Source organism: Pseudomonas sp. GW821-FHT09D08 (assembly GCF_059416305.1).
In genome coordinates this window covers 176,045-201,861 of sequence record NZ_JBWKOX010000001.1, presented here as the reverse complement: position 1 = coordinate 201,861, position 25,817 = coordinate 176,045, and the positions used below count along the sequence as shown (strand labels likewise).

Genomic DNA, 25,817 nt, shown 5'->3' with positions numbered 1-25,817 from the left:
GATTGTGGGAAAAATCCGAAGCTCGATTGCGCGACGGTGCGCTCATCACATCTGGGGTTCTTTCAAATAAAAGCGTGGAGATTCACCACAACCGTGTGCCGGCGGTTACTGCCAGATTGGAACACTCAGCGTTGGTTTCGGGCTGCCCCGTCGTGTTGATTCAGCCAATCAACTCGGATCTGTTAATGCGCTGGCGCTTAACCTCACCTGCATACGCCGCTATTCTCTCCTGCTGAGCCTTCAGCAACGCACATATCTTCTGCAACGCCATTGTGTCACTCGACGCATTGCCATTCGCCGCCAGGGTGGTCAGTTCCATCACCGACCATCCAATAACGGCCGCTGCATCTTCCAGGTCGTAAAACAATTCCTGCTGGGCGGTTCTGGGTCCATCGAGGCCCTGTATTAACTCTTTCATCTACTTCTCCGCCTGGTGCTGATTCAGTTCAAGACCCATGACCACCATTCCTATTTCTGCCAAGTCCGTGCTGAAGGGAATTTCACCGATCCTTCGAAACCCAAACCCTGCGTAAAACCGCTGGGCATTTGAATTGCTCTTGAGCACGTCCAGCCACAGCAAGTGTTCCCCGCGCTGCACCGCCTGATCGTAGATAAACTGCAAAAGTTGCCTGCCATAGCCAAGCCCCGCGGCGGATTTTAGGAAGTAGATTTTTTGCAGCTCTGCACCCAGTTCACCGGTGATCGGTGCCGGCGTTGACCAGTTGACCTTGGCGAAGCCCAGGGGTGTACCACGTTCGTTCGAGGCGATAAGCCACGAATGACGGTCGGGCAGGTCAAGTGAACGGTTGAGTGAATCCCGTGAGAAATCCTGTTCGAGAAAGTCCTGCATGCCTGCGGGAGACCAGAGTGTCGAGAAATGCGCTTGATAGGTCTCGCAGCCGACCGCACGCAGGCTATCGAGATCGGCCTTGGTCGCTGCACGAATGTTGACCATGTTCTTCCCCCCGGTTAACGCATACCCAATGAATTGACGTGTATCCACCCCTACACAAACCCTACCAAGACGTTACACGAAACCCGTGACGGACTTCAGTTGCGGCGGTCTTACTTTACGTACACCCAACCTTGTAAAGCAGAGAGCGTTGTCATGAAGTTGAATTACCTAACCAAGGCGGCTGTTGTTGTCGCGCTGTTGTCGACCTTGTCGGGCTGCTGGATATTCATGCCGCCGGGCGGTGGCGGGGGTGGTGGCCACGGCGGTGGTGGTCATGGTCAAGGCGGCGGCCCTGGTGGCGGTCCGCGCTGACAGTCAGTCAACGGGAGGCAGGCCATGAACAATGGCCTGCCTCTTTTTTTGCCCCGGATAAATCCCAGGCAAAGAAAAGCCCGCGATGGGGAGCACGGGCTAAAAGGGATGTTCATTAGGAGCTGGGTTCACCATAAGGGGGCGTCTGTGAAAGCTTTGTGAAAACGCCGGAGCCATCTGAACCTGAAGTGTATGCCTCGATCCGTGCCTGGCTGTACGGGGCGCCGGGCGGCATAACCCACTACTGTCGCAGGCCTACCACACCGCTCGGATGCCGCACCATGTCCATGTCTACCAGCCTGCTGTCGGCCTTTGTGCTGTTCGCCTTCGTGTCCTCGATCACCCCAGGTCCGAACAACACCATGTTGCTTGCCTCGGGGGTGAACTTCGGGTTTCGCCGCTCGATGCCCCATGCGTTGGGGATCAGTATCGGCTTCATGCTGCTGGTGATTTCGGTCGGCCTGGGCCTGGGCGAAGTGTTCAAGGTGTTCCCGTGGGCCTACACGGTGTTGCGCTACGTGGGTGCGGCGTACTTGCTGTACCTGGCCTGGAAGATCGCCACGGCGGGCGGCATGTCCGATAGCAATGAGGAGCACGGCAAGCCCATGACGTTCTTGGGCGCGGCGGCGTTTCAGTGGGTGAACCCCAAGGCGTGGATCATGGCGCTGGGGGCCATCACTACTTACACCCCCGCCGAGGGTTATGTCACCAACGTGCTGGTGATCGCGCTGGTCTTTGCCGTGGTCAACCTGCCCAGCGTGTGCGTGTGGGTCGGATGTGGCAGCGGCTTGCGCAATGTACTGCGCGAACCGCGCTGGGTAAGGCTGTTCAACTGGTCAATGGCCGGGTTGCTGGTGCTGTCGCTGTACCCGATGCTGTTTGCCGGCTAGGCGCTAAACCGGCGAGATGGTCGCCAGCAGGCCGATGCCGATGGTCAGCACTAAAAAACCGAACAGGAAAATCGCCATCTTGGTCATAAGGCCTCCGAAGGGAAGGGGGTGGGGATGGGGGCCATTGTCCGCCCAGGCGGCGTTTCAATACAGGCGCAGATAGCAAAGAAAAAACCGTATCAGATGCGGCGGCGAGGTTTCTGCCACGGGCTTTTGGCGCCCGTGGTTTTTTCAAGATCAGTGCCTGAGACAGGCAGCGTTTTTCCCCCTAAGATGGCGCCCATTGCATCAACAATAAAAGTGGGCCAACCCTCGATGGAAAGACGCCAGTTCAGCGGTGGCATGAAAGGCAAGAACCTGCGCTACCTCAACGAAACCTCCCAGCCGGCATCGGTCACCCGCGTCGGCTTCCTGCTGCTCGAACATTTTTCCCTGCCGGCTTTCACCCAGACCCTCGACACCGTGGTCACCGCCAACCTGTTGCGACCTGATCTGTTCGCCACGCGCACCTTCGGTTGTGACGACGGGGAAGTCATCAGCGACCTGGGCCTGGTGATCCGCCCCGACGCGCGTCTCGATGCGCCCGCGCTGCAAGGCCTGGACCTGCTGGTGATCTGCGGCGGCTTTCGCACCGAACTCAAGGCTGACGACCAACTGATCCAACTGCTGCGGAGTGCCGCCGAGCAGGGTGTGAGCCTCGCGGGGTTGTGGAACGGCGCATGGTTCCTCGGCCGCGCCGGCCTGCTGCAGGGCTACCGCTGCGCCATCCACCCCGAACACCGTCCCGCCCTGGCGGAAGTGTCCAAGGCCACCCACGTCACCAGCGAACCCTACGTGATCGACCGCGACCGCCTCACCGCGTCGAGCCCCTCCGGCGCCTTCCACATGGCCCTGGACTGGATCAAAAGCTTGCACGACAAAGCCCTGGTCGAAGGTATCGAAGACATCCTAGCCTTCGAAGAATCGCGTTACCGGCGCATCAAACCCAGCGAAAACGTCAGCGTCAGCGCGCCCCTGCGCGAAGTGGTCAAGCTGATGGACGCCAACCTCGAAGAACCGCTGGAACTCGACCAGCTCGCCGTCTACGCAGGCCGCTCGCGCCGCCAATTGGAGCGCCTGTTCAAGGAGCAACTGGGCACCACGCCGCAGCGCTACTACATGGAACTGCGCGTCACCGAAGCACGCCGGCTGTTGCAGCACACCGAACTGTCACAGGTGGAGGTGCTGGTGGCGTGCGGGTTTGTCTCGCCGAGCCATTTCAGCAAATGCTACAGCTCGTATTTCGGATATCGCCCCTCCAAGGAGAAGCGGTTGGTCAAGTAAAGTGACTGCCGCTCCGTGCACTCCGGCATGATTTTTCAAGGAGGACCCATGTCTCTTACACGTTTGGATCGTTATCGCGGCAGTCTGCTGGGTTTGGCCTGTGGCGATGCAGTCGGGACCACGGTGGAGTTCATGCCCCGTGGCACATTTACTCCGCTCACCGATATGGTGGGAGGAGGGCCGTTCAACCTCAAGCCCGGCCAGTGGACCGACGATACATCAATGGCGCTGTGCCTGGCCGAAAGTCTGTTGCGCAAAGAGGGTTTTGACGCGGCGGATCAGATGGGCCGCTATCTGAATTGGTGGAAATGGGGCTATTTGAGTTCCACCGGCGACTGTTTCGATATTGGCCTGACCGTGAGTAAGGCGCTAACGGCCTATCAAGACAGTGCAAACCCCTTTTCAGGCTCTACGGACCCGTATTCCGCCGGAAATGGTTCGATGATGCGCCTTGCACCGGTGGTGTTGTTTTACTTTCCGGACCTTCAACGTATCCGCCATTACGCCGCTGAAAGCTCGCGCACCACCCACGCTGCTCAGGAAGCAATCGAGTGCTGCCTGGTGCTGGCCCAGGCAATCAGCAATGCGCTTGAGGGTATTTCAAAGGATCAGGTATTGCAGTTGGCGCATATGGACCTCGTGGCGGCCAACGTCGCCGCACTTGCGCAGGGCAATTACCTGGAGAAGTCCCGTGATGACATCGTCGGTACCGGCTACGCCGTGGCGTCCCTTGAGGCCGCACTCTGGTGCTTCCACCATACCGACAGCTTTGCGGCGGCAGTGCTGATGGCGGCCAATCTGGGCGATGACGCAGACACTACCGCAGCCATCGTTGGCCAACTGGCCGGTGCATATTATGGCGCCCAAGCGATTCCTGGCGGCTGGTTGGAAAAGCTGTGGATGCGCGAGGAAATCCAAGGCATGGCGGATGCCCTGTTGGCAGCTTCGACCGGTAGTCTCGTTCAGTGAAGCGAGCACCGCCTGCAAAACCATGAAGATCAAATGTGGGAGTTGTCGAGCTCACCACATGAAATAGCGTATGCAAGTTGCTGTGCTTGGACGTGGCGGTTCTTCTCAAAACCGCCCCAGTCGATACGCCCCTAGCGCCGGCAACCGCGAAAACACAGGCGCCCCCGACGCCATTTGCCCCACCATCTCCGCCGTCACCGCCGCCTGGGCCAGCCCCAAATGCTGATGCCCGAACGCAAGCAGCACCTTCCCGTCACACACCCGATCAATAATCGGCAGCGAATCCGGCAGCGACGGTCTGAAGCCCATCCACGGCGTCGCATCCTCTGCACTCAGGTCCTCACGGAACAGTCCCTGGCTTAACCGATGCAACTGCCACGCCCGCGCCATGTTCGGCGGGCGGTCGAGGCCGGCGAATTCCACGGTGCCGGCCAGGCGCAGGCCGCCTGTCATGGGCGTCATGATGAACTTGCGCTCCAGGGACGTGACGGCAAACGGTAGGCGCTGATGTTCATCGGGCAGCATCAGGTGATAGCCCCGTTCGGTGTCCAGCGGGACTTTTTTGCCGGTCAGGGCGGCGGTGAGTCCGGCCGAGTGGGCGCCACAGGCGATCAGGACCTGGCGGGCGGCAAAGGTGCCTTGATCGGTGCTCACGGTGACGCCATCGCCTTCAACCCGCGCATCCAGCACCTGGCGTTGGAGGAACTGCACGCCACTGGTCTTGGCGGCCTCCACCAATTCGCAGACCAACCGGTAAGGGTCGAGGAAGTGCCCTGTTCGCGGGAAATACAGGCCGCCCTGGATCTGCGCGCTCAATTGCGGGATAGCTTCACGTATGGCATCCCCCGACCAGAACTCCACCGCCACGTTTTGCGCCTGCATGCGCCGTTGCAACCCATCGATGGCCGCCCGGGAGTCGTTACGTTCGAACACCAGCAGCGAGCCGTCTTCACGCAACAATTGCGTGCGCTGGAGGCTGGCCAGCAACCGTTGCCAGGCGCCAAGGCTCGCTTCATTGAGCGCGCGAATCCCCGTCACCGTGCGCTGGTAACTCGCCGGGCGCAGGTTCAGCAGCAGGCGGATAAACCAGGGCAGGGCACGCGGCAGGTATTTCCAGTCCAGGCGTAGCGGGCCCATGGGGTCCATGAGCATGGCGGGCAAGCGCTTGAGGATCGACAGGTCGGCGATCGGGAACACCTGTTCGGTCGCCAGGTGCCCGGCGTTGCCGTAGGAGGCGCCCATGCCGGGCGCCTGCTGGTCGATCACCCGCACTTTCCGCCCCTGACGCGCCAGTTGCAGGGCGCAGGCAACGCCAATGATGCCGGCTCCGATTACGGCGATATCTGCAGGGTCAGGGTCGTGCATCCGCTACGCCTCTCTCGACCAGTTGGCATACCACTGGCGAAACAGCGCGTACTGGGTTTCGGCGTAACGCCGCTGGGCATCGCTGAGCACATCGGTCTCGTTGAAGTGCAGGGCGTAGCCCGTGTCGCCGTTAAGCACCATCAGATGCTTGTAATACAGCACCAGGTCGCAGCCTTCATCGAAGGACGACAACACCGCCAATGCCGCTTCCAGCTCCCGCGCCAGGCGCCGGGCCTTGGCATCGCCCTTGGCGGCTTGCTTGCTCAGGGCCACCAGGTGCAGCACTTCGCGGGGCAAGGCATTGCCGACGCCGGTGATCGCACCCGTGGCGTTGCAGTTGACGAAACCGTGCACCACTTGGGTATCGACGCCGACCATCAGGGTCACGCTGTCGTCCTGGGAGGTGATGTGCTCGGCGGCATAGCGCAGGTCGGCAGCGCCACCGAACTCCTTGAAGCCGATCAGGTTCGGGTGTTCGCGGCGCAGTTCGAAGAACAACTCCGCGCGGGTGGCAAAGCCGTAGTAAGGGCTGTTGTAGATCACCGCCGGCAGGTTGGGCGCGGCCTCGAGGATTGCCGAGAAATGCGCCTTTTGCGCGGTGGCGGACGCACCTCGGGACAGCACGCGCGGAATCACCATCAAGCCCTGGGCGCCGACCTTGGCCGCGTGGGCGGCGTGGGCCACCGCCTCGCGGCTGTTCACCGCACCGGTACCGACAATGGTCGGCACCCCGGCCGCCACCAGGCGCGCCACGCCTTCCTGGCGCTCGGCTTCGGTGAGCAACGGCCAGTCGCCCATGGACCCGCAATACACCACGGCGCTCATGCCGATATCGATCAACTCGCGGCCCTTGGCGACCAGCGCGTCGAAGTCCGGCTTGCGCGCGGCGGTGCACGGGGTCATCAGCGCGGGGACGCAACCGGTGAAGATGTTGTCGCTCATTGTTCTGGCTCCTTGCAGCGTTCAATCAAAGGGGTTGGGCTCAGATGCCCCAGGCAAACGGGTCTTGCTCGTCGATCAGCAAGGTGCTGTCGGCGGTCATGTAGGCGCGGCCGGTGACGAAGGGGATGACACGTGTGCCGTCCCATTCATATCGGCCTTCGAAGCGGCTGCCGGTGATGCTGGCTTGTACCCAGGTATCACCGGGGGCGAGTTTCCCATCGGCGGCCAGGCACGCCAGCTTGGCGCTGGTACCGGTGCCGCAGGGGGAGCGGTCGTAGGCTTTGCCAGGGCACATGACGAAGTTGCGGCTGTCGGCGTGGGCATCGTCGGCGAACAGTTCGACATGGTCGATCAGGGCGCCGTCTGCACCGTGGATGCCCTGGGCCTCGAGGGCCTTGAGCATCGCCCAGGTGTAGTCGGTGAGAGCGTCGACGTTGTCCATTGCCAGCGCCATGCCGTGCTCGGACACCAGGAAGAACCAGTTGCCGCCCCAGGCAATATCGCCCTGAACTGCGCCATGCCCCGGCACATCCACCGTCACCTGCTGGCGATAGCGATAGGCAGGCACGTTGCGCAGGGTCACGGCACCGTCGTCGTGCAAGGTCGCGGCCACCGGCCCCACCGGGGTGTCGAGGGTGTGCACGCCCGGCTGGATACGCCCCAAGTGGTGCAGGGACGCCACCAGGCCGATGGTGCCGTGGCCGCACATGCCCAGGTAACCGGCGTTGTTGAAGAAGATCACCCCGCAGGTGGCGCCCGGGGTAACGGGCGCGCAGTACAGCGCGCCGACCAGAACGTCATTGCCACGGGGTTCCAGCAGGCAGGCGCGGCGCCATGGATCGTGCTCCGTGCGCAGGTTTTCCAACTGGTCGGCGATGCTCGCGCCCTTGAGCGCGGGGAAGCCGGTCATCACCAGGCGCGTGGGTTCGCCGCCGGTGTGGGAGTCGATCACATGCAGTCGCTTCATAACGCGCTCCATCAATAAGATCTGTGGGCTGCCTTCTTGTGAGTGTAGGGATAGGCATGCAGTGGCCCTATCGTGAACGCGCAAGCGGGCCGGCGATTGATGTTTTTTGCCGGCATCGATGACGAAATCAGCACAGTTCGCCCTGCTCGACAGCACCCCGGGCATGGGGCAATCTGCTTGCCATCAGGGCGAAAGCCGGGGAGAGACACTCATGCTTCAACGCGCGTTTGCGAGCCTTTGCCAAGGAGCAAGTCCTCCCCACAGCATCGAGCAACTATTGGCCGGCGTAGCGCAATTGCTGCCGATGCTGGACGTGATCCCCAATGCCGCCATCTTCATCAAGGACCTGGAGGCCCGTTACGTCCTCGCCAACCGCACCCTGGTGCAGCGCTGCGGCCTCAAGCAGTTGCAACCGTTGCTGGGCAAGACCAGCGCCGACGTCTTTCCCGCACCATTGGGGCCGGGCTATACCGAGCAGGACCGGCGCGTGCTGCAGCAGGGTTTTGTGCTGGAAGACCAACTCGAACTGCACCTCTACGGCAGCCGCGAACCCGGTTGGTGCCTGACCCACAAATGGCCGCTGTACAACCACGAAGGCCGCATCATCGGCCTGGCCGGGATATCGGTCGACCTGCAATCGGCCAGCCAGACCCACCCGGCCTACCAACGCCTGGCTGCCGTGGACGAGCACATCCGCACGCACTTCAACCGCCGCGTCACCCTCGGCGAACTGACGCGCATCGCCGGGATTTCCGTGGCGCAACTGGAGCGCTACTGCAAGCGCGTGTTCCACCTGACACCCCGGCAGATGATCCAGAAAGTACGCTTGGAACACGCCCATCGGTTGCTGCACAGCGACATGCCGATCACCGAAGTCGCGCTGCAGTGCGGCTATACCGACCACAGCGCGTTCTCCCGGCAGTTCAAGGCATCGACGGGGTTTACGCCGAGGCAGTATCGGGAAACCTGCTGAGCGCCCGAGCCCCCGTTCAGGCACGCCACATTGCAATGCAACGAATGGCCCACCGAGCCCTCATATGTTCACGAGTAATGTTTAACCACGACAGGTACCAAGCTTATGACCGCGGCTGAAAACAACCATGTGAACTGGCTGGTGGAACAATCGATGCTGCACGCGGCACGCCAGCGCGCCAAGCTCTATTCGGGCCAGGGCCGGTTGTGGCAACAGCCGTACGCGCAGACCCGGCCCCGTGATGCCTCGGCCTTGTCGTCGGTGTGGTTTACCGCCTACCCGGCGTCGATTGTGACGCGTGAGGGCGGTACGGTGCTGGAGGCGCTGGGGGATGAGACGCTGTGGCATGCGCTGTCGAAGATCGGCATCCAGGGCATCCATAACGGCCCGCTGAAGAAATCCGGTGGCCTGACCGGCACCCGGCACACGCCGACCATCGACGGCAATTTCGACCGCATCAGCTTCGAGATCGACCCGCAGTTGGGCACCGAGGCGCAGTTGCAGGCGTTGACGCGCATGGCGGCGGCGCACAATGCGGTGATCATCGACGACGTGATTCCGTCCCACACCGGCAAGGGCGCGGACTTTCGCCTGGCGGAGATGGCCTACGAGGATTACCCCGGCCTTTACCATATGGTGGAGATCCGCGAGGAAGACTGGCCGTTGCTGCCCGAGGTAGCCGAGGGCCGCGACGCGCAGAACCTCAGCCCGGCCCAGGTGGACGCCCTGCGCGACAAGCACTATATCGTCGGCCAGTTACAGCGGGTGATCTTCTTCGAGCCCGGCGTCAAGGAAACCGACTGGAGCACCACGCCGGTGGTCATTGGCGTGGATGGCAAGCCGCGTCGCTGGGTGTACCTGCATTACTTCAAGGAAGGCCAGCCGTCGCTGAACTGGCTCGACCCGACCTTCGCCGCGCAGCAGATGATCATCGGTGACGCCTTGCACGCCATCGACGTGATGGGCGCGAAAATCCTGCGCCTGGACGCCAATGGTTTCCTCGGTGTGGAACGCACCCTCGATGGCACGGCCTGGTCCGAGAGCCATCCGCTGTCGATCACCGGCAACCAGTTGCTGGGCGGGGCGATTCGCAAGGCCGGCGGTTTCAGCTTCCAGGAGTTGAACCTCACGGTGGATGACATTGCGTCGATGTCCCATGGCGGCGCCGACCTGTCCTATGACTTCATCACCCGCCCGGCGTACCAGCACGCGCTGTTGATGGGCGATGCCGAATTCCTGCGCCTGATGCTGCGCGAAATGCACCGCCAGGGCATCGACCCCGGCTCGCTGATCCACGCGTTGCAGAACCACGATGAGCTGACCCTGGAGCTGGTGCACTTCTGGACCCTGCATGCCCACGACACCTTCCTTTACCAGGGGCAGACATTCCCCGGCAATATCCTGCGCGAGCACATCCGCGAGCAGATGTACGAACGCCTGGCCGGCGAGCATGCGCCGTATAACCTCAAGTTCGTGACCAATGGCGTGTCCTGCACCACCGCCAGCATCATCACGGCGGCGCTGGGCATTCGCGACCTGGAGGCGATCAGTGCTGCCGACATCCAACAGATTCGCCAGATCCATTTACTGCTGGTGATGTACAACGCCATGCAGCCCGGGGTGTTCGCCTTATCCGGCTGGGACCTGGTAGGCGCGCTGCCGCTGGCCGCCGAGGAAGTCGCGCACTTGATGCAGGATGGCGATACCCGCTGGATTCATCGCGGCGCCTACGACCTGGTGGACCTGAACCCGGACGCAGCATTGTCGGCCGGCCAGATGCCGCGCTCGAAAAGCCTCTACGGCAGCCTCAACAGCCAGTTGCAGGACCCGGACTCGTTCGCCTCGCAACTGCAAAAGATCCTCGCCGTGCGCCGCGCCTACGACATCGCCGCCAGCCGCCAGATACTGGTGCCCGACGTGCAGAACCCCGGCCTGTTGATCATGGTCCACGAATTGCCGGCCGGCAGAGGCACGCAAATCACCGCGCTGAACTTCGGCGCCACGCCGATCACCGAAACCCTGAACCTGCCGGATATCGCGGCGGGGATGGTGGTGGACATCATCAACGAACGGGTGGAGGGCGACCTGACGGCGGAGGGCGAGTTCACCATTACCCTGGATGCGTACGAGGGGTTGGCGCTGCGGGTTATCAGCAGCACGCCGATGTAACCTCAATCTTCCAAGCACCGAAGAACCCAATGTGGGAAGGGGTATTTTCAGGCCTGTGGCTGCTTTTCAGCCAACTGAAACCGATACCCCACCCCATACAACGACTCAATCGGCGTTTCCCCAGGACACACCTGTTCCAGCTTGCGCCGCAGGTTGCGGATATGGCTGTCCACCGTGCGGTCGGTGACCACGCGGTGGTCGGAGTAGAGGTGATCCAGCAACTGGTCGCGGGAAAACACGCGGCCGGCGGCGCGGGCGAAGGTGTTGAGCAGGCGCAGTTCCAGGGGCGTGAGGTCCAGCGCGATGCCGTCCAGCGAGGCCTGGTAGCGGGCTTCGTCGATCAGCAGGCGCGGCGCCCCGCTGCCCAGCAGCTGCGGGCTGCGGCGCAGGATGGCCTTGACCCGGGCCACCACTTCACGGGGGCTGAAGGGTTTGCAGATGTAGTCGTCGGCGCCCAGTTCCAGGCCGAGCAGGCGGTCCACTTCTTCGACGCGGGCGGTGATCATGATGATCGGCACCGCGCTGAAACCCCGCAGGTCCTGGCACAGCTGCATGCCGTCACGGCCGGGCAGCATCAGGTCGAGCAGGATCAACCTGGGCTCGTGGGCGCGCACGGCGGGCACCACGTGCAGGCCATTGTCCAGGCACCGGGTGGTATAGCCGGCGGACTCCAGATAGTCCCGCATCAGGGCGGCGAGCTTGGGTTCGTCTTCGACGATCAGGATCGGCGGCTCATCGTGCATGGTTCACAGGCTCCGGGGCAGGCGCAGGGTCAGCCACAGGCCGCCGTAGGGCGAGTGGTCGGCAATCAGGCTGCCATCGTGGGCGTTGGCGATGCTGCGGCAGATTGCCAGGCCCAGGCCGGCGCCGCCATGCTCGCGGTTGCGCGATGACTCGCCGCGGTAGAACCGCTCGAACAAGCGTGGCAACTGGCTTGCGGACACGCCCGGCCCGGAGTCGAGAAAGTCGATACGCACCGTGTCGCGGTCGACCCCCACACTGATGCGCAACCTGCCATTGACGTCGGTGTAGCGCAGCGAATTTTCCAGCAGGTTGGAAAACAATTGCTGCAGCCGACTGGCATCCGCCAGCAGCGCCACGGGCTCGCGCGGCAGCTCCAGGTCGAGCTGCAACTGGCGGGCGGCGAAGCGTTCTCGGTACATCGCCAAGCTGTTGTCGAGCACGTCGTTCAGCATGCATGGGGTCTTGCGGTAGGTCAGCGCACCGATATCCGCCAGGGACAACTCATACAGGTCATCCACCAGCTTGCTGAGCATGCCGACTTCGCCGAGCAGGGATTTCATCGTATTCGGGTCCAGGCTGCGCACACCGTCCTCGATCGCCTCCAGCTCGCCGCGCAGCACCGACAGCGGCGTGCGCAGTTCGTGGGAGACATCAGCCATGAACTCCCGGCGCATTTTTTCGTTGCGCTCCAGGGTATAGGCCAACTGGTTGAAGTCGCGGGCCAGTTGGCCGACTTCGTCGTGGGAGGCCACGGCCACGCGGCTGCTGTAGTCGCCGCCGGCCAGGCGGTGGGTGGCGGCGGCCACGCGCTTGACCGGCTCCAGCAGCGTGCGGGCGATCCACCAGGCAATCAGCATCGCCAGCAGCAGCGAGAACACGCCCATCACCAGGCTGGTGCGCAGCTGGTATTGCTGGAAGCGTTCGCCACCGGCCTCGGTCACGCTCTGGAACGGGGTCACGGCCAGCCAGCCCACGGTTTCGCCCGCGACCACAATGGGGCTCACCAGCGCATCCTCACCAATCGCGGTATAGCCGGTGACGCGCTTGCGGTCCTTGTCGAGCAAGGCGATGCGAAACAGCGCACCCGTCAAGTCCGAGGCCAGCGGTGTACGCAGGTCATGGGTGACCCGTTCTTCGTCGGGGTCTGGGCGCATGATGTCGAACCAGCGATCCGGGCGGTTGCGCATGAACGCCCAATTGCCTTCACGCGCATAAGCACTGGCCAGGCGCGGCACCACCGTGGCCATGCGCTCCAGCGCCTGTTCATTGATATAGCCAAGAAACCCGCGGCCAAAACTCCAGCCGGTGGCCAGGCCCATGCTGAGGATGACCAGCAGCACACCGGCCGATACGGCGACAAACAGTTTGGTGGAGATACTTAACTTCATGAACAAGGGCCGTAAAAGAGTGGACCCGCCCATTTAGGGCCCCAGGGAGGAAAGATTCAACCCAGGCGGGCAATCTTCAATTTTCCTGCACATTTGCCTAGCAGCATGACGGTAAGGCTTGCACCACCCCGTCTTGCAGAGGCAACTATGTCGACCAAACTTTTCGCCAAATACCTGGTAACCGCCGCGGTTCTCCTGTCGTTCATCATTCTGGTGCTGCTTGGCGGCTGCTCGGCCGGCGACCCTGCGCCCGCAGTCGCCACCCCCGTGGTCTCGGTGATCACTGTGCAGCCCAAGCGCCAGGTCATGACCACGGAGCTGGCCGGGCGCACCCAGGCGTTTATGGTCGCCGAGATTCGCCCGCAGGTCGGCGGTATCGTGCAGCAGCGCCTGTTTGTCGAAGGCGCCGAGGTCAAGGCCGGGCAGGCGCTGTACCAACTGGATGCGGCACCCTACAAGGCGGCATTGGCTGAGGCCCAGGCGAGCCTGGCCAAGGCGCGCGCCACCTTGAAGTCGGCACAGACCACCGCCGCGCGTAACGCCCGGTTGGTGACGATCGACGCCATCAGCCAGCAAACCAACGAAGACTCCCAGGCCACCCTGCTGACCGCCGCCGCTGACGTCCAGGTGGCCCAGGCCGACCTCGACACCGCCCGCATCAACCTGGCCTACACCCGCATCAGCTCGCCGGTGGCCGGGCGTATCGAGACGTCCACGGTCACTCCCGGCGCACTGGTGGTGGCCAATCAGGACACCGCACTCACTACCGTGCAGCAACTCGACCCGATCTATGTGGATGTGACCCAGTCCACCACTGAATTGCTCGCCCTCAAGCGCGACCTGGCCCGTGGCGTGTTGCAGGCCAACGGCGACGGCGAGGCGCGCATCAGCCTCAAACTGGATGACGGCAGCACCTACAACCACGACGGCCGCCTCAAGTTCAGCGGGGTCAGCGTCAACCAGGGCACCGGCACCGTGACCTTGCGTGCGGTGTTCGACAACCCCGAGCATGTGCTGCTGCCCGGCATGTACGTGCGTGGCGTGTTGGAGCAGGCCCGGGATGACCAGGCGATCCTGATCCCGCAAAAAGCCGTAAGCCGCAGCGCAAGCGGCGTGACCTCGGTGTTGCTGGTGGTTGACGGCAAGGTCGAGCAACGCGTGCTCAGCGTTGACCGCGCCGTGGGCAACCAGTGGTGGGTGACGGCGGGTTTGCAGGCCGGTGACCAGGTGATCGTCGAAGGTGGCCAGAAAGTCCGCGTCGGCACCGTGGTCCAGACCCAGGCCGCCGATGCCGGCGTCCTGGCGCAGGAGGGTTGAACATGGCACGTTTCTTTATCGATCGACCGATTTTCGCCTGGGTCATCGCCATCGTGATCATGCTCGGCGGCGCGTTATCCATCAGCCAGTTGCCGCTGGAGCAGTACCCGGACATCGCGCCGCCCACCGTGCGTATTTCCGCCACCTACACCGGCGCGTCGGCCAAGACCGTCGAAGACTCGGTGACCCAGGTCATCGAGCAACAGATGAAAGGCCTGGACAACCTGACCTATATGTCGGCCTCCAGCAGTTCGGCGGGCAGCGCCAGTATCAGCCTGACCTTTGGCGCCGGCACCGACCCCGATGTGGCGCAGATGCAGGTGCAGAACAAGCTGCAACAGGCCGAATCGCGTTTGCCGCAGTCGGTGCAGAGCGAAGGCCTGACCGTGACCAAGGGCGGCTCGGACTTCCTGATGATTGCCGCCCTGGCCTCGGATAATCCCAGCGTCACCGGCACCCAGATCGGTGACTACATCTCCAGCACCTTGCTCGACTCCATCAGCCGTATCGACGGCGTGGGCGACGTACAGACCCTCGGTTCGGGCTACGCCATGCGCATCTGGCTGGACCCGGCGCTGCTGGAAAAATACGCGCTGATGCCGTCGGACGTGAGCACTGCGCTGGAGGCGCAAAACACCGAGGTCTCAGCCGGCCAACTCGGCGCATTGCCGGCGGTGAAGGGCCAGCAACTCAATGCCACCATCAGCGCGCGCAGCAAATTGCAGACGGCCGAGGAGTTCCGCAATGTGGTGGTCAAGTCCGGCAGCGACGGCGCGGTCGTGCTGCTCGGTGATGTGGCGAGTGTGGAGTTGGGCAGCGAGAGCTATGACATCAACTCGGCCCTCAACGGCAAGCCGGCGGCCGCCATGGGTGTTCAACTGGCGGCGGGCGCCAATGCGCTGGAGGTGGGCGAGGCAGTCAAGGCCAAGCTCAAGGAACTGGCGCCGTTTTACCCCACCGAAATGCAATTGAAGAACGTGATCGCCTACGACACCACGCCCTTTGTGAGCCTGTCCATCGAGGAAGTGGTCAAGTCCCTGGGCGAGGCCATCGTGCTGGTGGTGCTGATCATGTTCCTGTTCCTGCAAAACCTGCGGGCCACGCTGATCCCGGCGATCACCGTGCCGGTGGTGTTGCTGGGTACGTTTGGCGTGCTGGCGTTGTTCGGTTACTCGATCAATACCCTGACCATGTTTGCCATGGTCCTGGCCATTGGCTTGCTGGTCGACGATGCGATTGTGGTGGTGGAAAACGTCGAACGGGTGATGAGCGAGCAGGGCTTGTCGGCCCTGGCGGCCACGCGTCAATCGATGGATGAAATCACCAGTGCACTGGTCGGCATCGCCCTGGTGCTGAGCGCGGTGTTTATTCCCATGGCGTTTTTTGGCGGTTCCACCGGGATCATCTATCGGCAGTTCTCGGTGACCATCGTCTCGGCCATGGTGCTGTCGGTGGTGGTGGCGATGACCCTCACGCCGGCACTGTGCGCCACGCTGCTCAAGCCGGGGCATGCGGTTCAACGGGGCTTCTTCGGTTGGTTCAACCGTTCCTTCGAACGCTGTTCCAGCGCCTATGAAGCGTTGGTCGGCGCTGTCCTGCAACGCTCATGGCGCAGCCTGGTGGTGTATGTGCTGATCGCCGCAGCCATGGCGGCGGGTTATGCCAGCTTGCCTACTTCGTTTCTGCCGGATGAGGACCAGGGCATTCTCATGGCGCAAATCCAGCTGCCGGTGGGCGCTACCGACAGCCGCACCCAGGCGGTGTTGCAGCAGTTCGAGGCGTACATGCTCAAGCAGCCGGAAGTCGAGGCGATGATCAGCATCAGCGGCCTGGGCATGGGCGGCAACAGCCAGAACACCGCACGGGCGTTTATTCGCTTGAAGGACTGGAGTGAGCGCTCGAACGATGCCGCCACGATTGCCCAACGTGCCACGTTGGCCCTGGCGAGTATTGGGGACGCCGATGTGTTCGTGATGCAACCGCCCGCCGTGCGCGGCCTCGGCCAGAGTTCGGGGTTTGATTTGCAGCTCAAGGACCTCGCCGGCCTTGGCCACGACGCATTGGTGGCGGCGCGCGAGCAGTTCATCGCGCTGGCCAGGCAAGACCCGCGCCTGCTGGGCGTGCGCAGCAATGGCCTGGACGATGCACCGCAACTCAAAATCAGCATCGATGACCGCAAGGCGGGGGCCCTGAGCCTGAGCACCAGCGACATCAACAGCACCTTGTCCACGGCGTTGGGCGGTACCTATGTGAACGACTTCCTCAACCAGGGCCGCGTGAAGAAGGTCTACGTGCAGGGCGAAGCCCGCACGCGGATGCAAGCGGCCGATCTGGACCACTGGTTCGTGCGCAACAGCAACGATGAAATGGTGCCGTTTTCGTCATTTGCCAGCAGTGCCTGGAGCTATGGCTCGCCGTTGCTGGAGCGCTACAACGGCACATCCTCCCTGGAAGTGGTCGGCGACCCGGCACCCGGTGTGAGCTCCGGCGCGGCGATGGACGCGGTGGAGGCGATTGCCCGGCAACTGCCCGATGGCATCGGCTACGAGTGGACCGGCCAGTCGTACCAGTTGCGTCTTTCCGGGTCCCAGGCGCCGTTGCTGTATGCGGTGTCCATCCTGTTTGTGTTCCTGTGCCTGGCCGCGTTGTACGAGAGCTGGTCGGTGCCGTTCTCGGTGATCCTGGTAGTGCCCCTGGGTATCGTCGGCGCGGTGTGGGCCACACGCTTTACGGGGTTGAGCAATGACGTGTACTTCCAGGTCGGCCTGCTGACCACCGTAGGGCTGGCAGCGAAGAACGCGATCCTGATCGTCGAGTTTGCCAAGCACCTGCAGGAGCAGGGCAACAGCCTGCGCGAGGCGACGCTGATCGCCGTGCGCCAGCGCCTGCGGCCGATCCTGATGACGTCCCTGGCCTTCATGTTCGGCGTGCTGCCCCTGGCCGTGAGCAGTGGCGCAGGTTCCGCCGGGCGCCGGGCCATCGGCACCGGTGTGCTGGGCGGCATGTTCAGCGCCACGGTGCTGGGGATCTTCTTTGTACCGCTGTTTTTTGTGTTGATCCGTCGCCGCTTTGGCCGTGTCAGCACGACGCCCATTGTCGAAAAAGGTGACGCATGACCCGCTTTCTCTTCCCGTTAGTGGCCGCAGTGGTCTTGAGTGGCTGCATCAACCTGGCGCCACACTACCAGCAACCCGAGGCACCGGTGCCTGGCGAATGGCAAGCGGGTGTGCAGGGTGAGGTGCCGGCCGACATCCAGTGGCAGCAGTTCTTTACCGACCGCCGCCTGGCACACCTGCAAACTCTGGCCCTGGCCAATAACCGCGACCTGCGCCTGGCCAGCCTGAATATCGAGAAAGCCCAGGCGCAATACCGCATCCAGCGCGCAGCAGCGTTCCCGACCCTCGACGCCAGCGTCAGCGGTACCCACAGCCGCACGCCGGGCTCGCTGTCCAGCAGCGGCACGGCCGTGACCAGCCACGACTACAGCGCGCAATTGGGCCTGAGCAGCTATGAGGTCGACGTGTTCGGCCGCGTGCAGAACCTGCAGGACGAAGCGCTGGAAGACTACCTGGCGCTGACCGAAACCCGGCGCAGCACGCAAATCAGCCTGGTGGCCGAAGTGGCCACCGCCTGGCTGACCCTGGCCGCCGACAACGAGCACCTGCAACTGGCCGAGCAGACCCTGGCCAGCCAGCAGTCCACCTACGAACTGACCCAGCGCAGCCACGCGCTGGGTGGCTCCACGGCGTTGGCCGTGGCCCAGGCGCAAACCACCGTCGAATCGGCGCGGGTCGATGTGGCCGAGTATCAGAGCCAGATCCTCCAGGACCGTAACGCCCTGCGCCTGCTGGTCGGCAGCGAAATCCCCGACGCCTTGCTGCCCGACGCCCACCTGCGATCGGCAGCGGCGTTGGTGCAGGTGCCGGCCGAGCTGCCGTCGAGCCTGTTGCAGCGGCGCCCCGACGTACTGGCGGCGGAGCACAGCCTCAAGTCCGCGAACATCGACATTGGCGCGGCCCGCGCGGCGTTTTTCCCCAGCATCAGCCTCACTGCGAATGCGGGCTCCGCCAGTGCGTCACTGTCCAGCCTGTTCAAGGCCGGCAGCGGCGCGTGGACCTTCGCCCCGAGCATCAGCCTGCCGATCTTCGATGCCGGCAGCAACCGCGCGACCCTGGATGCGGCCAAGGTCGAGAAAGAGATCCAGGTGCAGACCTACCAGCAAACCCTGCAAACCGCATTCAAGGAAGTCGCCGACGCCCTGGCCGTGCGCAGCACCCTGGACCAGCGTCTCACCGCCCAGCAAGCGCTGACCGAGGCGAGCCAAAAGAGCTACGACCTGTCCGACGCGCTCTACCGCGCCGGCTCGCAAAGCTACCTCGAAGCCCTGGATTCCCAACGCTCGCTGTACAGCGCCCAGCAGGACCTGATCACCCTGCGCCTGGCGGAGCAGAGTAATCGGGTGAGTTTGTATAAGGTGATGGGGGGAGGGTGGCAGTAGCGGTGAAAATGGGGAGCCCAGTTATTCCTCTGCCTGTTCGACTAGCGAGAGCGTTGTTTCATTCACGACAACGTGTTCTGTGTCAGTGACGCGTATCAGAAGGGTGTCGTCGGCACCCACAATGAGCTCACAGTTATCAAACACCTCCATTTGAATTGGGCAGCCTTTGGAGAACCAGTAACGGACCAAGGCGGTATTCAAACATTCATTCAGTTCCGGGAATTCAAGGCGGTGTCTGATGAGTAGGAACAGTTGTTCAAGGTTGTCCAGGAGCTGTTGTGAGTCCTTGAGCCCTATGCCAACGGCTGCAAGATAGGTGGCCTTAAAAAGGCAAGCGCACCGGCTTGCTCCCGTGGTCCGTGCCGTTAAATGTTCGGAAAACCGGGCCAGGCATGCTTCTGCGACAGACAGCCCATGCATGCCTTCACGCAGCGACAGCAGGGCACGCGTAAAGTACTCGATGATATTTCCAGCATCGCTGAGCAGCGGGTAGATCGAAAACAGCTTGTCACAGATGACGAGAAAACTAGTCGGGTCCCCGTTTTCCACACACAGTTCCAATGCTTGGCCCCACACCACCAGGCTCGATTGCAGAGCTTCAATTGAATACGGTGCGTTGACGTCGGCCCTGAGTACGGATGCAAGCGCTATGGCGGCAGGTACGTTTTTTTGCGACAGATACGCCGCTTGAACATAGAAAGTCATTTCCCTGCTCATGGTGAGGGCAGGGCCAGGGGCAATGACTTTAGCCAGGGACCGCTCTAAAACCGGCTTTAGCTCCAATACCGGCAGTGGCATGGCGAGTTTGGTGAAGGCAAACATGATATCCACCATCGCCCGCGTCATGCGCACGTGATCGGCCTGATTCAACCCAGGAAGATCAATGCCTTTCTTGATCTGCGCGGTGAGGGCAGGCAGAAAACGCACGGCGAGCGGTATGATTTCACACTTGATCGCACGGTTGTCTTCATCAGCCGTTGACAGGTCATTCGCGATTTTTAAGTAGAGCATTGCCAATAAGGCATTGACGTCGGGAGACATACCAAAATGCTCCTGAACAAGCCGGGTAGACTCCAGCACCTCAGCCAACCTATCCGGGTCACGCTCCTCCATTGCCCCTCGTGTGACGATGTCGATGGTGTCGACCCAGAACAGCTCAAATCTGTCATTTGGGTACTGTTTGAATTCGTTGAGGAACTGCGCGGCCTCAACGTTGACTGACCGCGCTAGCTCATCATTGATCTCTTTGGATGACGGGTCAGTGATCAAATGTGTATGCGCTTTGTGCAGTCTGTAACCCACCTCCTGATCCGTCGGAAAACGTTGTGCCAACGTCGCTAGCAACGCGTATGCCTGCTGGGTATGTTGAGGCGCAGATTTTTCAGTGCCGAGCTTGATCATTGCGTTGTAAAGCAAGCGCGCCAGCATGTACGGTGCCGATTTGTTTGGGGCTGGAGACTTGCAGGCGACCGAGGTAAGCATCGATAACAAACGCAAATAACCAGGGATATTAGTGGTGGTTTTTTTCAACGCATCAAGGGTTTGAAGCAGGTTGTGAGGGTTGATGGACCACGCCGATGTCAGGATGGCTTCAAGTGAAGGATCGGTCAGCACCGGCAACCCGCTGGGTCGCCTGGAGGCCTGGGCGAAAGGCATTTGAGTGCGCCACAGTTCATCGATAAAAAATTCACCGATAAGGTCCGGTTGCAGGACGCCTCTGGGAGGGCATTCTTCCAAGGCCCGTTTGATCGTAGGCGCCAATTGGTCGCTGGAAATCAGGGTAGCCAAATCTTTCCACAGCTGTAGTTGTTGGCTGTTCAACTGTTCGAATAGCTGCTCGTCGGACCTCAGTTCTCCAACGGTCGGCAAGCGAAACTTCTGGGATGAGTCGTCCTTGATAAGGAGGTACTTTTTTTCTTCCCCATCGAGCTGAACCACTATTTGATGATTCTCTTGAAGAATGTCCAGTCCGCGAGTCAGTGTTGCCAGTGCGATTAGTTGGACCAGTCCTGGAAATTGTTGTTGATCGGCGCACCTGGTTTCCCAATGACGCGCCTCGCGGTCCAGTACCGGTAGCAGCAGCTCCCGCAGGGCGGGGACTTGAGTTTCATGGGGCGCTCGGCTGAAAGCCCCTGCAATCAGTGCAATCAGCAAGGGTCGGCCCTCGCTGACCTGCTTGACCTGTGACCAGAATGGCGAGGAGGGTGGCGGCAGGGATTCCACTACCTCCGGTGCGCCTGCCTGCAACCATGTGCGTAACAGCGCAGTGGTATGTGTGTTCAGCGCATTTAATTCAAGCGGCGCTCGATAACAATGGTTTCTGATTAAAGTCGCGTTGAGACTTTCACCACCGACCAGCTCGTTCCACCAGTCAGCACTACCGTTGGCCTCGCGCTCCAGCAGCAACACACGCAGTTTCGTCGTCCGGCTTTCGCTCAGAGCGCAGCAATTGTTCAATAGTGACTTGAGAGCCTTAGCGTCTCGCGCCGCATAGTCGAAAATCAACAGGGTGGGGCGTTGCAACTGTTGCAGTTGCTCAACCTTCGGGAGATTCTTTGCGTCGGTAAATCCGCAATACCAGACGTCCCGATATTTGAGCTCCAACTCATGGGCCAGGCGCGTCTTGCCAATACCGGCGGGACCACATAGCGTCCACCACCTGAATGGCGCTGGGTCCGCCATAAAGACACCCAGCGCATCTAAGTCAGCACTACGCCCCAGCAGCGGAATCTTGCGTTCCGCAAAAAACAGCCAGCGAGGTGTAAACGGGGCACTTTCTGCCAATGAAGTTTCCGTTCTGATCAGCCATGTCGGCCGCTGTGCGGGGTCTTCGGACAGCCGATAGCTTTTGAGCAGTTCCAACACGGCCCGGACTTTGGCGGGCTCAAGCTTGGCGACTTTCTTGAGCAGGTCCTTGTAGTCGAGCACATCCTTCTTGCCGTTGAAGGTCAATCGGCTGCCCGTCACTTTATCAATGGAGGCCTGTTTGTAGCTGCGCTGCTTGTCGGTCAAAACATAGACGATGACCCGTTTGTAGGTGTCGTCCAGATCGTGTTTCAGGAACGTCTCCAGCGTGCCCTTTATCTTTTCAAGGTCGGTGGTACCGGTGACCTGGATACCGATGTGTTTGACGTCGTCCCCCAGATCAATGGCCGGGAAGCCCTCTTCCTCTTCATTCAGATTACGCAGGTCAGGCCAGCCCATGATGGTCTGGAACAGCGGAAGCACTATTTTCTCTGCGATCCGATGGATGTCGAACAGGCTCATTGCGGCGCTGGACTCGACACTTCTCACCAGCCAGACAAATTCCTCTCTGACCTCAAGCAGCAACTTCTGGTGATCCATAGAACGCCTTCATCCTTGAAAAATAGGGTGTGTTTCGACTCTGTAAGCGAGGCGAATCTACCGTTATCACACGTTGCTCTCAAGTCGTAGGACGAAGGGGGCTGGAAAAAGCCGCCCAAGGCGGCTTTTTCCAAGAGGTTGGATACCCGGGCGTTGAACTATGGCCGCCGCTGATCCTGCGCCGCCTGTAACACCCGCAGCAGATTCCCGCTCCAGATATTGGCCACCTGCTGTTCGCTATACCCGGCATCCAGCAACCGCTGGGTAATCACCGGCAACTGGCTCACATCGTCCAGCCCGCTTACGCCACCGCCGCCGTCCCAGTCGGCACCGATGCCGACGTGATCCGGGCCGGCCACTTCCAGCAGGTGCAACAGGTGCTTCATGAACACGTCGAGGCTGGCCTTGGGTTGGGCGAAGCGTTGGTTGAGGCTGTCGCGTTCCTGATAGAGCGCCTTGACCTGCTCCGGGCTGAGGGCGGCAAGGTTGTGGAAGCGTGCGCCGAGCGCGGCCATGGCTTTGTTGCGGTCCGGGTTGGGCGTGAGGGGGATCAGGTAGTCACTGTAGGCGTTGACCTGGATCACCCCGCCCTTGGCCGCCAGTTGGCGCACGCGGGCGTCGTCGAGGTTGCGCGGGTGCGGGTTGACCGCGCGGCTGCTGGAGTGGGAGGCGATGAGTGGGGCGCTGGACAGTGCCAGCATCTGGTCGAACACCGCGTCGCTGGCGTGGGACACGTCGAGCAGGATGCCCAGGCGGTTGGCCCGTTGCACCAGGTCGCGGCCCTTGGGGCTCAGGCCTTTCCATTCCGGCAGTGCGGTGGCCGAGTCGGCCAGGTCGTTGTTCATGAAATGCACCAGGCCGAGCATGCGCAGGCCTTGGCGGTAGTAAGTGTCGAGCAACTCGGGATCGGAGCTGAGCGGGTCGGCGTTTTCCATGCTGATAAACACCACGCGCTTGCCCTGGGCCGCAATACGCCGGGCGTCGGCGGCGGTCAGGGCCAGGGCGAAGCTGTCGGGGTTGCGGTCGATCACATCGCGGATGCGGGTGAGGGTGGCCAGGCCATAGGCGCTGGCGTAGGCGCGGCCCTCCTCGGTGCGTGGGCCCTGGGGGGTGTAGACGGCAAAGAACCCCCCATCCAGGCCGCCTTCGCGCATGCGCGGCAGGTCGACCTGGCTGCCGTCCTGGCGGTAGTCGTGGCGCTCGAGGATGTTCCAGCCGGGGCGGGTCAGGGTCAGCGGCGTGTCCAGGTGGCTGTCCAATACCAGCAGGCGTTGGTGCAGGGCCAGGGTGGCGGGGCTGACGGCGGTGTCGGCGTGGGCCAGCAGTGGCAGCAGGGCAAGCAGCAGCAGGCGCGTGTTCATGCTCAGAACTCCATGCTCAAGGTGCTTTGGAAGGTGCGCGGCGAACCCGGGCGGAACACGGCGGGGCCACTGGTGCTGGTGAGGATGTAGCCGAGGTAATCCTTGTCGAACAGGTTGTCGACATTGAAGCGCACCTTCACATTCTTCAGCGGGCCGTAGTGCAGGCGCTCGCCCCCTAGATCCAGGTAGGCGTTGTACAGGGTGTAGCCGGGCACCGATTCACTGTTGGTGAAGTTGCTGTAGCGCTCGCCGATATAACGTGCCGAAAAGTTCAGCAGTGCCCATGGCGCCAGCTCATAGGTAACCCCGGCTTGGGCCAGCCAGCGCGGGCTGTCGGGCACCTCGTTGCCTTTGATCGAAAGGCCGCCGGCGTCGTTCCGGAACGTGGAGGTGTTGTAGGTCAGGTTGCCGTTGAGCACCACCTTGTCGGCCAGGACCGGGGGTTTCCATTGCCCGCTCAGCTCGCTGCCGTAGGCCTGCACCTTGCCGACATTCTGGTAGTAGGTTTCCACCTGGCTGCTACCGGGCACGGCTGAGGCGAAGGCTTGCAGGCGGTTGTCGAAGTCGGTGCGGTACAGCGCCCAGGCCGCGTTGAAGGTCGGGCGGTTGATGCGATAGCCCACCTCGTAGTTCTTCGCCCGCTCCGCCTCCGGTGGCGGCGCGCTGGGGCTGGCCGCGCGGAAGATGTCGTCGGCGCCTCGGGGCAGGGCCATGTTTTCCGAATAGGAAGCAAATACCTGGGTGTCATCGGTGAGGTTGTAGACCAGTCCGGCCTGGGGCAGGAAGGCGTCGTTCCACTGGGTGGCCAGGCGCGGCTGGCGGTCGTTGATGTAGTCGCCGGCGTTGCGATAGCCCTCGATACGGTACTTGAGGTGCAGGCTCTTGAAACCGAACTGCAGGCGCAGGCGGTCGTCGAGCAGGGTCCAGGTGTCCTTGAGGTGGTACTGCAACGAATTGCGCGTAGAGCTGAAATCCCCTTGCAGGTGCACCGGTTCATTGAACAGCGGCTCGCCGGCCGGGCTGCCGTCGGTGAGGTTGTAGCGCGCCTGCTGGCGGTTGAACACATCGGTCTCGGCCCACACACCGGTGTCGATCTGGTGCTGGCCGATGTCCCATTGCAGCCCGGTGCGCCCGCCGAAGCGATGGCCGCTGAGGGACGACAAACCGTATTGCACGCCCCGTGGGGCAAACAGGCCATCAACGTTGCTTTCGGCGTTGTGCAGCGCCAGGGAAGTGGCGTAGGCCTCGGGGGACACGCCAAAGCCTTTCTTGGCCTCGTAGTAGAGGGTGGTGTAGTTGAGCAGGTCCGGGCGGATCTCGAACTGGCCGCCCAGGCTGTACAAGGTGTCGCGGCGCTGGTTCACCGCCTGTTTGTAGAACTGGTTGTAGTGGGTGTTGCTGTAGCGCACGCCGGGCACGCTCTCGGGTAAGTCGGGCAGGCTGCCGAGGTAGGCGAAGTAACGGCCCGAGCGACCGAACGGGTCATTGGCGCTGCCGTCGTACTGGGCGCTGCTCACGTAGGGCGAGTCGTAGTCGTAGAACGCGTTGTGCACGGCGCGCAGCCACACCTCGTCACGTTCACCGAAGCGATAGCGCACCTTGGCTTCCAGGTGTTCACGGTCGATGGTGCCGGGGCCGCGCCACAGGTCGCCGTCGATTTTCGAGCGGCTGAAATACGCCGACAGGCCCTGGTATTCGCCGCTTTGCAGCTTGACGAAACTGCGCCGCAGGCTGTCGCTGCCGAGGGTGTAGGACAGGCTGGCGCCCGGCTCGAGGGTGGGGTTGCTGGTCTGGTAATCCACATACGGGCCCAGGGACGCATAGCCCGATTGCGACACGTCGCCCGCGCCGGTGGAGGCGGTGACCCGCTCGGTGTTTTCATTGTCGACGTAGCGATAGATCGGGCTACCGCCGAACTGATCGGTACGGCCCAGGGGCACACCGTCGATGGAAAAGCCGATCTGCTGCAGGTTGAAGGCGCGCACGAATACCGAGTTGCCGAACTCATACAGGCCCAGCGCATCGTTGACCTGCACGTTGAAGCCGGGCAGCGCCTCGAGCATTTTCAGCCCCGAAGTGCCGGCCGGCGCCGACAGCAACGCCTGGTGCGAGATGCTCAGGGTATTGCTGATCTTGTCTTCGCCAATGGCGGCGCTGGCTTCAGTCACGCGGGCACCGACCACCTCGACTTTGCTCAGTTGCGGTTCGGTGGAATCGGCGGCCTGCGCCGCCCAGCTTGAATCGGCGACCAGCAGGCTGGCCAGCAGGATCTTGCGGTACTGAGCAATCATTGTCTGTC

At 62.2% G+C, this 25,817-nt stretch carries 19 protein-coding genes; 9 read left to right on the top strand and 10 right to left on the bottom strand.

Annotated elements, in window-relative coordinates; translation table 11 throughout:
* Positions 1–160: 160 nt before the first annotated feature.
* Together AC07OP_RS00790 and AC07OP_RS00785 are read right to left on the bottom strand one after the other, a co-directional pair.
* Positions 161–418 (bottom strand): hypothetical protein, encoded by a 258-nt coding sequence (locus tag AC07OP_RS00790; RefSeq protein WP_495101500.1) that lies wholly within the window; start codon positions 416–418, stop codon positions 161–163.
* Positions 419–955: a GNAT family N-acetyltransferase gene (locus tag AC07OP_RS00785; RefSeq protein ID WP_495101499.1), complete on the bottom strand. Its 537-nt coding sequence runs from the start codon at positions 953–955 to the stop codon at positions 419–421.
* A gap of 153 nt (positions 956–1,108) precedes the next feature.
* Here AC07OP_RS00785 and AC07OP_RS00780 point away from each other — a divergent pair, with 153 nt between their 5' ends.
* From AC07OP_RS00780 to AC07OP_RS00765, 4 genes are all read left to right on the top strand, one after another.
* Entirely contained in the window at positions 1,109–1,267 is a 159-nt protein-coding gene (locus AC07OP_RS00780; RefSeq protein ID WP_167361111.1) for a hypothetical protein, read from the top strand.
* A 281-nt stretch (positions 1,268–1,548) separates the two neighbouring features.
* A complete protein-coding gene (locus AC07OP_RS00775) occupies positions 1,549–2,157 on the top strand; it encodes a LysE family translocator (protein ID WP_065941675.1) in 609 nt (202 codons plus the stop codon).
* 315 nt (positions 2,158–2,472) lie between these two features.
* Positions 2,473–3,480 (top strand): GlxA family transcriptional regulator, encoded by a 1,008-nt coding sequence (locus AC07OP_RS00770; RefSeq protein ID WP_421148126.1) that lies wholly within the window; start codon positions 2,473–2,475, stop codon positions 3,478–3,480.
* A gap of 48 nt (positions 3,481–3,528) precedes the next feature.
* Complete coding sequence (locus AC07OP_RS00765; protein ID WP_495101498.1) at positions 3,529–4,449, top strand: ADP-ribosylglycohydrolase family protein; 921 nt, start codon at positions 3,529–3,531, stop codon at positions 4,447–4,449.
* A 105-nt stretch (positions 4,450–4,554) separates the two neighbouring features.
* Here the strand turns inward: AC07OP_RS00765 and AC07OP_RS00760 are convergent, their stop codons facing one another.
* The 3 genes from AC07OP_RS00760 to AC07OP_RS00750 are packed head-to-tail and all read right to left on the bottom strand — an operon-like array spanning position 4,555 to position 7,723.
* On the bottom strand, positions 4,555–5,814 hold the full coding sequence (locus AC07OP_RS00760) for an NAD(P)/FAD-dependent oxidoreductase (RefSeq protein ID WP_495101497.1): 1,260 nt from the start codon (positions 5,812–5,814) through the stop codon (positions 4,555–4,557).
* A 3-nt stretch (positions 5,815–5,817) separates the two neighbouring features.
* Positions 5,818–6,756: a dihydrodipicolinate synthase family protein gene (locus AC07OP_RS00755; protein ID WP_065927386.1), complete on the bottom strand. Its 939-nt coding sequence runs from the start codon at positions 6,754–6,756 to the stop codon at positions 5,818–5,820.
* A 40-nt stretch (positions 6,757–6,796) separates the two neighbouring features.
* Entirely contained in the window at positions 6,797–7,723 is a 927-nt protein-coding gene (locus AC07OP_RS00750; RefSeq protein ID WP_495101496.1) for a 4-hydroxyproline epimerase, read from the bottom strand.
* 211 nt (positions 7,724–7,934) lie between these two features.
* Between AC07OP_RS00750 and AC07OP_RS00745 the strand changes: the two genes are divergently transcribed.
* Entirely contained in the window at positions 7,935–8,696 is a 762-nt protein-coding gene (locus AC07OP_RS00745; RefSeq protein ID WP_495101495.1) for a PAS domain-containing protein, read from the top strand.
* Positions 8,697–8,801: 105 nt separating this feature from the next.
* On the top strand, positions 8,802–10,865 hold the full coding sequence (gene treS, locus AC07OP_RS00740) for a maltose alpha-D-glucosyltransferase (protein WP_027606711.1): 2,064 nt from the start codon (positions 8,802–8,804) through the stop codon (positions 10,863–10,865).
* A 47-nt stretch (positions 10,866–10,912) separates the two neighbouring features.
* Here treS and AC07OP_RS00735 read toward each other — a convergent pair whose 3' ends face one another.
* Together AC07OP_RS00735 and AC07OP_RS00730 are read right to left on the bottom strand one after the other, a co-directional pair.
* Positions 10,913–11,608, bottom strand: coding sequence for a response regulator (locus AC07OP_RS00735; protein ID WP_495101494.1), 696 nt, complete (start codon positions 11,606–11,608; stop codon positions 10,913–10,915).
* 3 nt (positions 11,609–11,611) lie between these two features.
* The gene (locus AC07OP_RS00730; protein WP_495101493.1) at positions 11,612–13,030 is read right to left on the bottom strand and encodes an ATP-binding protein; all 1,419 of its coding nucleotides are present in this window, start codon (positions 13,028–13,030) and stop codon (positions 11,612–11,614) included.
* Between the two features lie 114 nt (positions 13,031–13,144).
* Here AC07OP_RS00730 and AC07OP_RS00725 point away from each other — a divergent pair, with 114 nt between their 5' ends.
* Genes AC07OP_RS00725 through AC07OP_RS00715 form a run of 3 tightly spaced genes read left to right on the top strand, consistent with a single transcriptional unit; the run spans position 13,145 to position 18,812 of the window.
* The gene (locus tag AC07OP_RS00725; RefSeq protein ID WP_495101492.1) at positions 13,145–14,314 is read left to right on the top strand and encodes an efflux RND transporter periplasmic adaptor subunit; all 1,170 of its coding nucleotides are present in this window, start codon (positions 13,145–13,147) and stop codon (positions 14,312–14,314) included.
* Between the two features lie 2 nt (positions 14,315–14,316).
* Complete coding sequence (locus AC07OP_RS00720; protein ID WP_495101491.1) at positions 14,317–17,430, top strand: efflux RND transporter permease subunit; 3,114 nt, start codon at positions 14,317–14,319, stop codon at positions 17,428–17,430.
* Positions 17,427–18,812: an efflux transporter outer membrane subunit gene (locus AC07OP_RS00715; protein ID WP_065941664.1), complete on the top strand. Its 1,386-nt coding sequence runs from the start codon at positions 17,427–17,429 to the stop codon at positions 18,810–18,812. Before AC07OP_RS00720 ends, AC07OP_RS00715 begins: the two co-directional genes overlap by 4 nt.
* Before the next feature lie 21 nt (positions 18,813–18,833).
* Here the strand turns inward: AC07OP_RS00715 and AC07OP_RS00710 are convergent, their stop codons facing one another.
* The 3 genes from AC07OP_RS00710 to AC07OP_RS00700 form a co-directional block, all read right to left on the bottom strand.
* Positions 18,834–22,157 (bottom strand): SMEK domain-containing protein, encoded by a 3,324-nt coding sequence (locus tag AC07OP_RS00710; RefSeq protein WP_495101490.1) that lies wholly within the window; start codon positions 22,155–22,157, stop codon positions 18,834–18,836.
* 158 nt (positions 22,158–22,315) lie between these two features.
* On the bottom strand, positions 22,316–23,518 hold the full coding sequence (locus tag AC07OP_RS00705; RefSeq protein ID WP_495101489.1) for a dipeptidase: 1,203 nt from the start codon (positions 23,516–23,518) through the stop codon (positions 22,316–22,318).
* A 2-nt stretch (positions 23,519–23,520) separates the two neighbouring features.
* Complete coding sequence (locus tag AC07OP_RS00700; protein WP_495101488.1) at positions 23,521–25,809, bottom strand: TonB-dependent receptor; 2,289 nt, start codon at positions 25,807–25,809, stop codon at positions 23,521–23,523.
* Positions 25,810–25,817: the final 8 nt, after the last annotated feature.